The organism is Aminobacter sp. DSM 101952 (assembly GCF_001424795.1).
GTDB lineage: Bacteria > Pseudomonadota > Alphaproteobacteria > Rhizobiales > Rhizobiaceae > Aminobacter > Aminobacter aganoensis.
In genome coordinates this window covers 382,263-394,869 of record NZ_LMCL01000023.1, presented here as the reverse complement: position 1 = coordinate 394,869, position 12,607 = coordinate 382,263, and the positions used below count along the sequence as shown (strand labels likewise).

The 12,607-nt window shown below is 58.9% G+C and carries 9 protein-coding genes; 8 read left to right on the top strand and 1 reads right to left on the bottom strand.

Annotation, left to right across the window (positions count from 1 at the left end; genetic code table 11):
• Window positions 1-166: 166 nt before the first annotated feature.
• Window positions 167-568 carry a c-type cytochrome gene (locus ASC75_RS15965; protein ID WP_055977418.1) on the top strand — a complete coding sequence of 134 codons (402 nt, stop codon included), beginning with the start codon at window positions 167-169 and terminating at the stop codon, window positions 566-568.
• Window positions 569-620: 52 nt separating this feature from the next.
• Window positions 621-2,153: a bifunctional aminoglycoside phosphotransferase/ATP-binding protein gene (locus ASC75_RS15960; RefSeq protein ID WP_055977416.1), complete on the top strand. Its 1,533-nt coding sequence runs from the start codon at window positions 621-623 to the stop codon at window positions 2,151-2,153.
• On the opposite strand, the gene ASC75_RS15955 is transcribed toward ASC75_RS15960, so the two are convergent.
• Window positions 2,131-4,851 (bottom strand): bifunctional acetate--CoA ligase family protein/GNAT family N-acetyltransferase, encoded by a 2,721-nt coding sequence (locus ASC75_RS15955; RefSeq protein WP_055977411.1) that lies wholly within the window; start codon window positions 4,849-4,851, stop codon window positions 2,131-2,133. The genes ASC75_RS15960 and ASC75_RS15955 overlap by 23 nt on opposite strands.
• A gap of 153 nt (window positions 4,852-5,004) precedes the next feature.
• Here ASC75_RS15955 and ASC75_RS15950 point away from each other — a divergent pair, with 153 nt between their 5' ends.
• The 6 genes from ASC75_RS15950 (at window position 5,005) to ASC75_RS15925 (ending at window position 12,410) form a co-directional block, all read left to right on the top strand.
• On the top strand, window positions 5,005-5,352 hold the full coding sequence (locus tag ASC75_RS15950; RefSeq protein ID WP_055977408.1) for a hypothetical protein: 348 nt from the start codon (window positions 5,005-5,007) through the stop codon (window positions 5,350-5,352).
• A 56-nt stretch (window positions 5,353-5,408) separates the two neighbouring features.
• A complete protein-coding gene (locus ASC75_RS15945; protein WP_055977747.1) occupies window positions 5,409-7,268 on the top strand; it encodes a heavy metal translocating P-type ATPase in 1,860 nt (619 codons plus the stop codon).
• 119 nt (window positions 7,269-7,387) lie between these two features.
• Window positions 7,388-8,641: an MgtC/SapB family protein gene (locus ASC75_RS15940; protein ID WP_055977744.1), complete on the top strand. Its 1,254-nt coding sequence runs from the start codon at window positions 7,388-7,390 to the stop codon at window positions 8,639-8,641.
• Window positions 8,642-8,723: 82 nt separating this feature from the next.
• Window positions 8,724-9,110, top strand: coding sequence for a hypothetical protein (locus ASC75_RS15935; RefSeq protein WP_055977406.1), 387 nt, complete (start codon window positions 8,724-8,726; stop codon window positions 9,108-9,110).
• Between the two features lie 85 nt (window positions 9,111-9,195).
• Window positions 9,196-11,814 carry a magnesium-translocating P-type ATPase gene (gene mgtA / locus ASC75_RS15930; RefSeq protein ID WP_055977403.1) on the top strand — a complete coding sequence of 873 codons (2,619 nt, stop codon included), beginning with the start codon at window positions 9,196-9,198 and terminating at the stop codon, window positions 11,812-11,814.
• Window positions 11,815-11,819: 5 nt separating this feature from the next.
• On the top strand, window positions 11,820-12,410 hold the full coding sequence (locus ASC75_RS15925) for an NAD(P)H-dependent oxidoreductase (RefSeq protein WP_055977740.1): 591 nt from the start codon (window positions 11,820-11,822) through the stop codon (window positions 12,408-12,410).
• Window positions 12,411-12,607 lie beyond the last annotated feature (197 nt).

The following is a 12,607-nucleotide window of genomic DNA, read 5'->3' as shown; positions in this document are numbered from 1 at the left end:
CCTCTCGCCTGATGGGACACTTGAGCAGCAATCGATATCGCCAACGGCGGGGACATTCCTTGCGCTGCGTCAAATCGTGGAGGGCATCTGACGACAGGTTTGACAGGGATCAAAGATTGGCCTGGTCGATCAGTTAGGCTTTGTCCCTATTCGCGGGGGAGCCGAAATGAATTGTTTGATCGCAACCTCTATCTTTCTGGCAACAAGCTCATGGCCAATCGCCGCCCAAGAGATGGGCTACGGCGAAAGTGAGTTCATCAATTCATGCGCGCTCTGTCATGGCGTGCGCGGGAAGGGTGATGGACCTCTGGCTACGGAGCTGCAGACGGCCCCTTCCGACTTGTCTCTGCTCTCGGAGCGAAACGGCGATGAGTTTCCCTTTCAACTGGTGATGGCGATAATTGACGGTCGCCACATCGTGCCAGGGCATGGCGAGCGCGAAATGCCGGTCTGGGGACGCGAATTCCTGGAAAGCGACCAACGCACCTATGGTGCGACGGGCGGAGAAGCTGTGACCCAGGAGAGAGTTCACCAGCTCGCAGAGTACATACAGACGCTGCAGAGATAGGGGCGGCCTTGCAGGGCGACGCTCGATAGCACTCGACCGACGGGAAATTGCGATGCTCACCGAAGACCAGACAGCCGCAGTCGCCTTCTTATTGAATGCGGCGACGCATCGTGACGCCAACAAAGTGGAACTGATTGAGACGCATATTTCCCGCGTCTTTCTTGTTGGAGAGCGCGCCTTCAAGATGAAGCGAGCGGTCAAGCTACCCTATGCGGATTTTTCGACGGCAGACCTTCGGCTGGCTGTCTGCAAGCTGGAGGTCGAGCGTAATTCAATGACTGCGCCGGGCCTCTATCTAGCTACGCGGCGCTTGACGCGTACGCATAACGGCCAGCTGGAGTTCGATGGACTTGGCGAACTCGTCGACGCAGTGGTCGAGATGCGTCGCTTCGATCAATCGGCCTTGCTGGATCGAATGGCTTTGGCCGGCGAACTGACGCCAAAACTCATGACGGACGTCGCTCGAACGATCATACGGTTTCACCGTGGCGCCCCTGTTTCTCATTCCGGCACCGGTACGGCGAACCTGGGACACGTGCTCGACATCAACCGTGCTGGGTTTGCAACGAGCAGCGTCTTTACCGATGTCGAAGTTGAAGCGTTCGACGGGCTGTTCCGGAGTGCGTTGGTACGCCATGAGGGCCTGCTAGATAGCCGCGGACGCCACGGCAAGATACGGCGCTGCCACGGGGACCTCCACTTGCGAAACATCTGCCTGTTTCAAGGCGAGCCGCGGCTTTTCGACTGCATTGAATTTAATGACCAGATCGCAACGGTAGACGTGCTCTACGACCTCGCATTCCTGCTGATGGACCTCTGGCATCGTGGTTTGCCAGAGTTCGCCAACCTGGTTGTGAACCGCTATCTCGATGAGGCGGACGATGAAGACGGCTTCATCCTTTTGCCCATGCTGATGGCGATCCGCGCTGCGGTCCGTTCGCATGTTACCGCGACGCTCGCAGACGAGGGCGGTGACAACAAGGTGAAGCTGGTTGCCGAAGCGAAATCATATTTCGAACTTGCCCGACAGTTGCTTATCGACTGTCCGCCGAGGCTTGTCGCTTTTGGAGGCTTGAGCGGTTCCGGCAAGACCACAGTTGCTGAAGCTGTCGCCGCGCATATCGGGGCGCCTCCAGGGGCACGGATAGTCGAAAGCGATCGCGTAAGGAAAAGTCTTCACGGCGTGTCGGCCGAAACCCGACTGCCGGCGAGGGCATACCTGCCGGAGGTATCAGAACGCGTCTATGCCGAGATGGCCTGGCGTGCCGGGTTGATCCTTTCCCAGGGCGGTTCGGTGGTTGCCGATGCCGTTTTTGATCGCCGGTCGGACAGGCAAAGGATCGAGCGTAGTGCCAGCGAAAGGCATTTACCCTTCGTCGGCTTCTGGCTTGAGGCTGACCCGACTTTGCTTTGGCAGCGGGTGAGCGAACGAAAGGGAGGGCCATCGGACGCGACCATTGATGTATTGTCACGGCAGTTGCGACGCCATGACGATGATGTCAGTTGGGTGAAACTTGATGCTGCCCGTGTTCCTGCCCGGATCGCTGCAGATGTTTTGGCTTTCAGCCCGCACCAACCGGGGTAGCTGCAAGCACTTGAGGCGACTTCAGCATGAGTGTCGCGACACAGAGGCCGTAGTCCTCTGCGACGTGTTTAATGGCAAACCCGAATTCCCTGCACATGGCCAGCATTTTCCGGTTCTCGCTGAGGACAATGCCTTCGATCTTGGCGATACCATCGGCACGTGCGTAGTCGATGATCTGGCGTAGCAGTTCCCAGCCGAGGCCCTTACCCTGTAAATCTGTCCGGACGAGCAGCGCATATTCGGCCACGGCGTGGTCAGGGTCGCATGAGAGGCGACTGATGCCCGCGAGCTTGCCACTGGCGGCCTCGATCGCAACGAATGCCATTTCTCGTTCGTAGTCGAGTTGTGTCAGCCGTTTCAGCATCTGGTCGGGAAAGTTCTTGCGCGGCCCGAGAAATCGGAACCTGAGGTCTTCCTGCGAGACTTGAGCGAGGAACGGTGGATAGAGACTGAAGTCAGTCGGTTTGATGGGTCTGATGGAATATTCCATCCCATTGAAGTCAACACTCCGCTCCCACTTTGCCGGGTAGGGACGAATGACGAGATCGGCGTTGGGGCTCGGTTCTTCGACCTTCGCCGGATCGATTTGGATGCGGGCGTCCAAGGCCATCGCCCCGTCCGCGTCGACCAGGACAGGGTTGATGTCCAATGATGTGATGCAGCGAAAATCGACGACCAGTTGCGAGATGCTATTCAACGCCGTCAACAGTGCGGCGCGGTTGGCTGGCTCGCGATTGCGGAAGCCGGCCAGCAGGCGGCCGGCACGCGTACTGTCGATCATATCTCCAGCCAGAACATCATCCAGAGGCGGTAGCGCCATCGCGGTGTCGTTCAACACTTCAACCGCAACCCCTCCCGTGCCGAACAGCATGACGGGCCCGAATATCGGGTCGCGGTTCATGCCCAAGATCAGTTCATGGGCCTGCTTTCTTATGATCATAGGCTGCACTGAATAGCCGTCCACCGAGGCACCCGGCATGGCCTTACGGACACGCTGGTAAATGGCCTCAGCGGCATTTTCGGCCGCAGCAGAAGACCTGATATCAAGCACAACGCCGCCGATATCCGACTTGTGCGAAATGTCCTTGGACAGAAGCTTCACAACAACCTTTTCTGCGGTCAAGAGCATGGTGGCCGCTGCCTGACCAACTTCGGACGGTGAGTTGGCTACCACTGTCTTTGGCGTCGGTATCCTGTAGGCCGCGATCACTGTCTTGGCCTCGGGTTCGGTCAGCATGGACCGCCCTTCCTTGGCAACTTGACGGAACACCGAACGCGCAAGATCTCGATCCGCGTTGAAAGCGTCGTCGTAAGTTGAGGGCACTCGCATGAGCGCGGTTTGGGCCCGGGACCAGTCGCCGAGATAACAAACTGCTCGTGCTGCCTCAGCTGTCGTCTCGAAACTGGCGATGCCTGCGTTCTGCAGTATGTCTCGTCCGGCTTTTGCGGTGTTTTCGCCAAGCCAGCACGTGAGCATCGGTTTGCCATTTATCTTGCCGTCATGCGCAATGGAGGCGACGGCTGCGGCAGCTTCGGTCGCCGACGCGAGTCCCGTGGGACAGTTCAGAACCATCAGGGCGTCCGTGCCGGCATCGTCCGCCACGGCCTGGATGGCCTCGGTGTATCGACTTGGAGGCGCGTCGCCGATGATGTCGACCGGATTTGCCCGCGACCACGTTGAAGGCAGACAAACATTCAGCCTGTCGAAAGTCGCAGACGACAGTTCGGCCAGGTCGCACCCCCGATCCAAAAGTTCGTCGAGCGCGAGCACTCCAGCGCCGCCGCCGTTCGTCACGATGCCTACGCGGCTTTGCTGCAGTGGGGCAAAGTGGGCCATGGTCTCGGCTGCATCGAAGAGTTCCAGCAGGCCTTTGACACGGAGCACCCCGGCGCGCCTGAAAGCTGCGCTGACCGCGCGATCACCCCCAGCAAGCGCGCCTGTATGCGTAGCGGCAGCCTTGGCGGCCTGTTCATGCCGTCCAGATTTTATGGCGATCACGGGTTTGAGGCGCGCTGCGGCGCGCGCGGCCGCCATGAACTTTCGCGGGTTCGGGATCGTCTCGAGATACATGAGGATGGCGTGCGTAGCAGGGTCGCCAGCAAGCATGTCGAGATAATCTCCGACGTCGACGTCGGCCATTTCCCCCAAGGAGACTACGTGTGAAAAGCCGACATTGTTTTCCAGCGCCCAATCCACCAACGCGGTCACGACGGCCCCGGACTGTGAAAGCAGCGCAATCCCGCCAGATCGTGCCGGCTTGTGTGCGAAGCTGGCATTGAGCTTGAGCGACGGGATCATCAACCCGAGCGTGTTCGGTCCAATTATCCGGAAAAGATTTGGCTTGGCTGCATCGAGCATGGCTTGCTTGAGCCCGTTTTCAGCGGTGAGACCCGCTGTAATCACGACTGCCGCCTTGCCCCCCTTGTTGCCGAGTTCGCGAATGATGGCTGGAACGGTGGCTGGGGGGGTGACGATGACACTGAGGTCCGGAATGCCCGGAAGGTCTTGTGCTTGGCGGTAACAAGGCCTGCCGACGATTTCCCGATATTTTGGATTGACTGGCCATATCTCCCCTTCAAAGCCGCCTTGGGCGATGTTTTCGATGACAACGCGCCCGACAGATCCCTGTCGTGTCGAAGCACCAAAGACAGCCACTGATTTGGGGTGTACTGCGAATTCAAGATTCCGGATGGTCAAGTCGCCTGTCCTCCTGTTGTCACCGTAGGCCCAGGCGTGCGGAGATGCTTTGCTTCAAATCAACCCCTGCGGTTCGCTCGATGAGATTGACCTGCGTCAAGGCTACTGAGTTGCCGATGTGGTCGACTGAGCTAACAACGGGAGGAACTTGTGATGAAGCACTTGATCAGATTGTCACTGGGCGCCGCGATCGCAACTGCTGCGATGGCTGGTGGCACGTTCGCGCAGATGCACGGCCCCTTGATGTTCCAAGGGCACGAGATGATGTCGGCCGACGACATGACCAAGATGATTGACAGGATGCACAATGCGAAGACCGAAGCGGAATGTGGCGCGATCCGCGCCGAGCATCAGCAGCTGATGCAGAAACGGGCAGAGGAAATGGGGATCAAGCTCCCGAAGGAACACAAATGGGAAAACATGCCGCTCGGATGTGGTCCTGGCATGATGGGCGGCAGCGAGGTCCCCGGTACCCAAAACAATGATTCAACGGCGAAGTGAGCCTGTCGCATTCGCATTTCGTCGCCGTGGAGGGCGGCCAGAGCCGGAGGAACGCCGTGTACGAACCGCTGCTCCGGAAATCGTTGCTTGCAATTGCTGTCGCCGGCTTGGCGGCTGGGCTTGCCGGCGTGTTGGGAGTCCAGCTTCCGCTTCCATCTGAAAGTGTATGGGCGCTGGCCACCTTGCCGGTAATCGCGGCGCTAGCAGTGTCCATCTTCCGCGATGTATTTGCTGGTCGCCTTGGCGTTGACGCGATCGCATTGCTTTCGATGACAGCGGCACTGTTGTTCGACGAAGCCTTGGCCGCTGTTGTCGTGGCGATCATGTATACGGGCGGCAACGTGCTCGAGGACTATGCACGGGGGCGCGCCGAGCGTGATCTGAAGGCGCTGACTGATAGGTCACCCCGGATTGCGCATCGCAGGTCCGGGGAACGTTTTGAGAGCATTCCGGTCGAACAGGTCTCAGTCGACGACGAGCTCATGGTACGAGCTGGTGAGGTGCTGCCCGTCGATGGTGTGCTGCTCGACGACGCCAGAATTGACGAGTCTGCGATAACCGGTGAGCCGTTCCCAATGGTCTGCAAGCGCGGCGATGCGTTGCGCAGCGGGACAGTAAATGCAGGTGAGATGTTTCACATGCGTGCGTCCGCGCTGGCAGGCCAAAGTACCTATGCCGGCATCGTAAGAATGGTCGAGGCGGCTCAGACAGCCAGGGCTCCGTTCATTCGCATGGCGGATCGTTTTGCATTGATCTTGCTACCGCTGACACTGATGGTGGCGGCCCTTGCCTGGTACGCCTCGAGCGATCCCATCCGGGCACTTGCGGTTCTTGTGGTTGCGACACCTTGTCCGCTCATCCTGGCTGCACCGATCGCATTTATTGCCGGGGTATCACGTGCGGCTCGGCACGGCATTTTGATGAAAGGAAGCACCGCCCTGGAGGCTCTCGCCAAAGCCCGGACGGCAGTTTTCGACAAGACTGGCACGCTGACATACGGCGGAGCTCAACTCGTGGAGATGGAAGTCGCACCGGGACGTGACAGCGACGAGCTTTTCGGGTTGTTGGCCTCTTTGGAACAGGCCTCCCATCACGTCCTGGCCGATGCAATCGTTGCTCTCGCCAAAAACAAGGGCCTCAACCTGTTTCGGCCTGAACGGGTTGTCGAGTATCGCGGATCGGGCCTCAAGGGGATTGTGTGTGGTGTGAGTGTATCCGCAGGCTCTCAATCGCTCATCCTTGCCGGCCGTGACTTGCCTGCATGGGCTGAAAGGATCGTCGCCCGCTACAAAGGCCAGCCAGCGTTGGCCGTCTATGTCGCAGTCGACGAGCGGCTGGTTGCCATCCTTGTCCTGGGAGATGGGCTGCGTGCCGACGCGGTCGACGCCTTGTCACGGCTCAGGCGCGCGGGGATCACCCGCAGCCTGATGCTTACGGGGGATGATGCCGAGACCGCCAATCGGATCGGTGGGACACTCGGTTTTGACCGGATCGTTGCGGATGCGTCGCCGGCCGACAAGGTTGGGCTTATCAAAGCAGAAGCCCTTGCGGCGCCGACAATGATGGTTGGCGATGGCATCAATGATGCCCCGGCGTTGGCCACCGCGACGGTGGGTATTGCGATGGGCGCCCGAGGTGCCACTGCTTCATCCGAAGCCGCTGACGTCATTGTGTTGACCGATCACTTGGGGCCTGTCGCTGATGCTGTTGCAATTGCACATCGGACAACGACCATCGCAAAGCAGAGCATAGTTGTGGGGCTGGCACTATCTGGCGCGGCGATGATCGCGGCAGCATTCGGCTTGATCACACCTGTCGCAGGCGCTCTTCTGCAAGAGGGAATTGATGTGGCAGTAATCCTGAATGCGCTGCGCGCCCTTGGTGGCGACCAAATTCTAAAGGCGAGGTACGGGTAGATTTGCAGGCGGAGCCGGTCGGAATGTGCCCGGTCCAGTGACCAAGCCGTTGACAAGACGATGGCCCAATGGCCACTCAAGCGCTTGTCCGTTTCAGTGTACTGAGGAGCGCATAGATGATGGACGAGATCATTGCCCGTCTCGGCCTTGCGCTCGCTATCGGCCTTCTGGTTGGCCTTGAACGAGGTTGGCAGGAAAGAAACGCACCAGATCGAAGCCGGACCGCGGGCATTCGCACTTTCGGAATCTCGGGACTGTTGGGCGGTGTCATCGCAGCCCTAGCCCAGGCATTCAACACGCCATCAGTGCTTGTTGCAGGTTTCCTCGGGTTTACTGTGGTCCTTGCTTGGTACAAGGCGCGCGAGGCAGTTCACGATGAAGATTTCAGCGTCACGGGAGTAGTTGCTGGGCTGGCAGTTTTTGCACTCGGGGCGCTGGCGGTGGCTGGTGACTATCGTGCCGCGGCAGCGGGCGGCGCCGCATTGGCAGCGGTGCTGGCCAGTCGCGAATTGCTGCATGGTCTTCTGCGGCGGCTGACTTGGGTGGAACTCCGTTCGGCTCTTATCCTTGCGGTCATGACGACGGTCGTTCTGCCCCTATTGCCGGATAGGACAGTTGATCCTTGGGGTGGGTTCAATCCGCGCGAGGTCTGGATCTTCACTGTCTTGATCGCTGCGATCTCATACGCGGGTTATGTCGCGGTGCGCGTGTTCGGTCCGACGCGGGGACTGTTGGTAAGTGCAGTGACTGGAGCGGTTGTTTCGTCCACCGCTGTCACTGTCGCGCTGGCGCGTTCGGCCACCGCTGTCAGCGGTGTGTCGTCGCTTGCAGGAGCAGCTTGCCTTGCGGCCCTGGTTTCGATCGTTCGCGTGATGGTTATCGTGCTTATGTTGGAGCCAGCTGTTGCAGTAGGTGCGGCACCAGTGGCGCTCACTGCAGCTTCGGTTTTCGCGGTTGGCGGGCTGTTCCTTCTGTCGCGAGTTGGCGACCGTAAGGTCGCCGAAGCCCCCATGCGCAATCCCTTCGAACTTGGTCCTTTGCTTGTATTTGCCGCCTTTTTCGCTGTTGCCTCGGTGGCAAGTGCCTTGCTCGCCGGCTTCGTCGGCAGCACTGGTGTGCTCGCGGTCTCGGTCGTTTCAGCGCTTTTCGATGTCGATATCGCGGTCCTGAGTGCGCTTCGCCTGGCTAAGGACGTTGCTTCCACCCAGGTCGCCACGCTGGCGGTACTGCTCGCACTTGCAGTGAACGCGATTGGGCGTCTCGGATTGGCGATGATTTCCGGCCCGTTTCGGTTTTCGGCGCCCCTGCTTGTAGTGACCGCCATCGCGTTCGTATTCGGTATCGCCAGCCTGAAGTTGGGGGCTGCGTTCTAGCAGGATTGCAACAGTCGATTTGACGCCGATCAAGGCCATTTGCATGCCATAGGCTATTTCAGGGCAAAGAAAGGACTTTGCCATGACGTCTTTGAAAGATCTCACGCCCAATTTTCGCAACGTTCGGCTGCTGCTCGCACGCGAAAAGGGTCATCCCGGTGGAGAACAGGACGTCGGCTACGACCTGCTGATCCCTCTGGATGGTGAAAGCCGGATCGATGCTGCCGACTGGAAGAAACACCAAACGGTCTGCCGCGTCAGAAAATTCAGCGCAGATATGGAGGACCGCATCGGATTGCTCAGGCGCAAGCCGGGGGGACAATGGTTTTTTGACTTTTCCGAAGGCGACAAGGATGACGAGATCGGATTTCGCCTGGGAGAGGAACGGTTCGCTGTTGGCGAATATGTCTCTGTCGGCCCCAAGGGGGCAATGCACACCTATCAGATCGCGAGGGTGGAGCGACCCTGAGTGCAAGAGCCAAGCGTCCCTGAGGTCAAACCCGCACCGTAGGGGATGGAAGATGCCTGCGCAGCCGGGGTGAGGTGACGGCAGGATGAATCCACAAGTTGAGGCATTTTGGTCTAGGCCATTGGCGGAGGTCATGGCCGCGCTGGATACACAGCCCAATGGCTTGAGTTCGGCACAGGCGAGCCGACGCCGCAAGATTTATGGCCCGAATGCTATCGAAGGGCGTTCGGCGGGCGAGGCGGCACGATTACTGCTGCGGCAACTCCGAAGCCCCTTGGTACTCATACTCATGTTCGCAGCGACAATCTCCTTTGTGATGGGAGAGAGGCAGGAAGCACTCATCATCTGCTTGATCCTATTGGCGAGCTGCGGCCTGGGATTTACGCAGGAGTATGGGGCGTCAAAGGCTGTCGCGGCGCTAAAGCGCCAACTCCTGCGCAAAGTCATGATGTTGCGCGATGGGATCGAGACCGAAGTTGCCGTTGATGAAGTCGTCCCTGGCGACATTCTGAAGCTTTCTGCCGGGGATCTCGTTGCTGCGGACGGGCTCATTGTCGAGGCGCGCGATTTCAATGTCAGCGAGGCAGTTCTCACCGGCGAATCCTTTCCGGTCGTGAAATCGCCGGGTGTTGTGGCGGCGGATAGCCCAATCGGTGGGCGGACGAACTCAGTTTTCACCGGGACTTCCGTTCGAAGTGGCACAGCAATTGTCCTTGCCGTGGCGACGGGGCGGGGGACTGAATTCGCTGGCATTGCCGATGCTGTCGAAAAACAGATTGATGAAAGCGGGTTCGCCAAGGGGATACGACGTTTTGGCTACCTGATGACCGAGGTGATGCTGGCGATCGTTATCGTGGTCTTCGTCGTCAACCTTTTACTCGACAGGCCGCTTACAGAATCCCTGCTGTTTTCGCTTGCGCTCGCTGTAGGCCTCACCCCTGAATTATTGCCGGCCATCATCAGCGTGACGCTCGCTCGCGGAGCGGCAGCCATGGCGAAAAGCGGGGTCATCGTGCGTCGGCTGGAGGCGATAGAGAACCTTGGCAGCATGGACGTGCTGTGTACCGACAAGACGGGCACACTCACCGAAGGCGCTATTAAGCTTGATCGGTGGACGGATGCAAAAGGACGCCCGTCCGAACAGGTACTTGCTTGGGCTGGGTTGAACGCCTCGCTCCAAACCGGGATCAAGAATCCTCTCGACGAAGCGATCGTGGCGGCCATTCCAGAACGGCAGCTTCAAGACGGCGAGTGGTTGAAGGTTGATGAACTGCCCTACGATTTCATCCGCAAGCGACTGTCGGTCGTCGTCCGTGTTGCAGATAACAAAGCGCTGATGATCTGCAAGGGTGCGGTCAGGACAGTGTTGGACGTAAGCGCCTCAGTCATCGATGGCAAAAGAACTCTTCCCCTCAGTGCTGAGCGCAAGCGCAAAATTGATCAGACTGTCCAACGATGGAGCGAACAGGGCTTCCGCGTGCTTGCTCTGGCGCTCCGCGAAGTCGAACCCGGCGATAAGGTTACCCGCGATGATGAAACCGGGTTAACGCTTGCAGGCTTCTTGTTGTTTTTCGACCCGCCCAAAGAGGGCGTGGCAGGCACGTTGAGAGACCTCGCCAAGCGCGGCGTGTCGGTCAAGATGATCTCGGGCGACGACAGGCATGTCGCAAAGCATCTTGCCAAGGCAATCGGTCTATCAGCCGACGCCGTCATGACGGGAAGCGAATTGATGCATTTGACGAAGGACGCCTTGTTCGCGCGCGTTACTGAAATCGACATCTTCGCCGAGATTGACCCCAACCAGAAGGAACACATCGTCGAGGCCCTGAAACGGCGTGGAAAGATAGTCGGCTACCTCGGAGACGGCATCAACGATGCGCCGGCGCTGCACCAGGCAGATGTCGGCATTTCAGTAGAGCACGCCGTCGATGTGGCGCGCGAGGCGGCTGATATCATCTTGCTCAAGCGAGACCTGGGCGTTCTCATGTTGGGGATCGACGATGGTCGAAAGACTTTTGCTAATACCATGAAATATATCGCAATTACGACGAGCGCGAATTTTGGCAATATGACCAGCATGGCAATTGCCTCGCTTTTCCTTCCCTTTCTGCCACTTCTGGCCAAACAAATTCTGCTTAACAATTTCCTGTCCGACCTCCCGGCGCTGGCAATCGCGACCGACCATGTCGATATCGAGGAGACGCGGCGCCCGCGGAGATGGGACATTGGCTTCATCCGCCGATTCATGGTTCGCTTTGGCTTGGCCAGCTCGTTTTTCGATGCGGTCACTTTTGCGTTTCTCTTGTTTGTCGTCGACGCCTCACCGTCGGCCTTTCAGACGGGATGGTTCACGGAATCACTGCTTACTGAACTGGCCATTGTGTTGGTGATCCGAACGCACAAGCCTGCCTGGAGAAGCCGCCCAAGCCGCACGCTGACGATGCTTACCATCGCTGTCGGAGTGGTGGCTGTCGCGTTGCCCTACTTGCCAATTGCAGCTTGGTTCGGCTTCGAACCGCTGCCGTTGCCAGTGCTCGGCGGTCTGCTCTGCATTACCGCTGCCTATGCGGTCACCTCCGAATGGCTGAAGATGCGCTTCTTTGCCGCCTCCGATCGCCCCAACACCGATCATCGTTGGCCGACCAGGCGGGCACCCCTTGGCCGCAGCAGCGTGCGATCGGCGCGTATGTCCAACGATATGTGAGCCCCGTGTCGCGCCGTATCCTCATTATCACAGGTCATCCGGACCCTGCTCCGGATCGGTTCTGCCGCGCGCTGGCGGCAGCCTATGCTGCCGGTGCAGAGCGCGCGGGGCATCAAGTCCGAAAGATCGATCTCGCCACCATGGATTTCCCGCTATTGCGGAGCGCCGATGAATTCGAACATGGACCTGTTCCAGCAATGCTGAGGGAGGCCGTCGAGGCGATAGTCTGGTCCGAACACTTGGTATTCGTGTTCCCGCTGTGGCTCGGTACAATGCCCGCGCTGCTCAAGGGGTTTCTCGAACAAGTCATGCGACCAGGAGTGGCATTCGACTATCCGGACAAGGAGGGATCGCTGACCAAGTCCCTGCTACGTGGCCGCTCGGCCCGGATCGTGGTGACGATGGGCATGCCCGCCATGTTTTATCGGCTTTGGTTTCTCAACCACGGAATCGCGAGCATGCGTCGGGGCATCCTTAATTTCGTCGGGATCAAACCCGTTCGCGAGACGCTTTTTGGCCCGGTCGGCGGGCACAATCCTTCGCGGCGGTCAAAGTGGATACGCCAGATGGAAAGGCTGGGCGAGCGAGCTCTTTGACCTGCAGTCAAGGCACTAGGACGGCTGCTCCACTGATCCGCCCCGCTCGCAGATCGTCCAGGGCATCGTTGGCCCGATGTAAGGGGTAAACCGTAGCCTGAGTTTGAACGTTTCGCTTTCGTGGCAATTGAAAAAAATTCATTGCCGTCACTGCGGGGCGCCCTGCCAAGCTGGCTATCCGCGGCCAGTTGCTATGG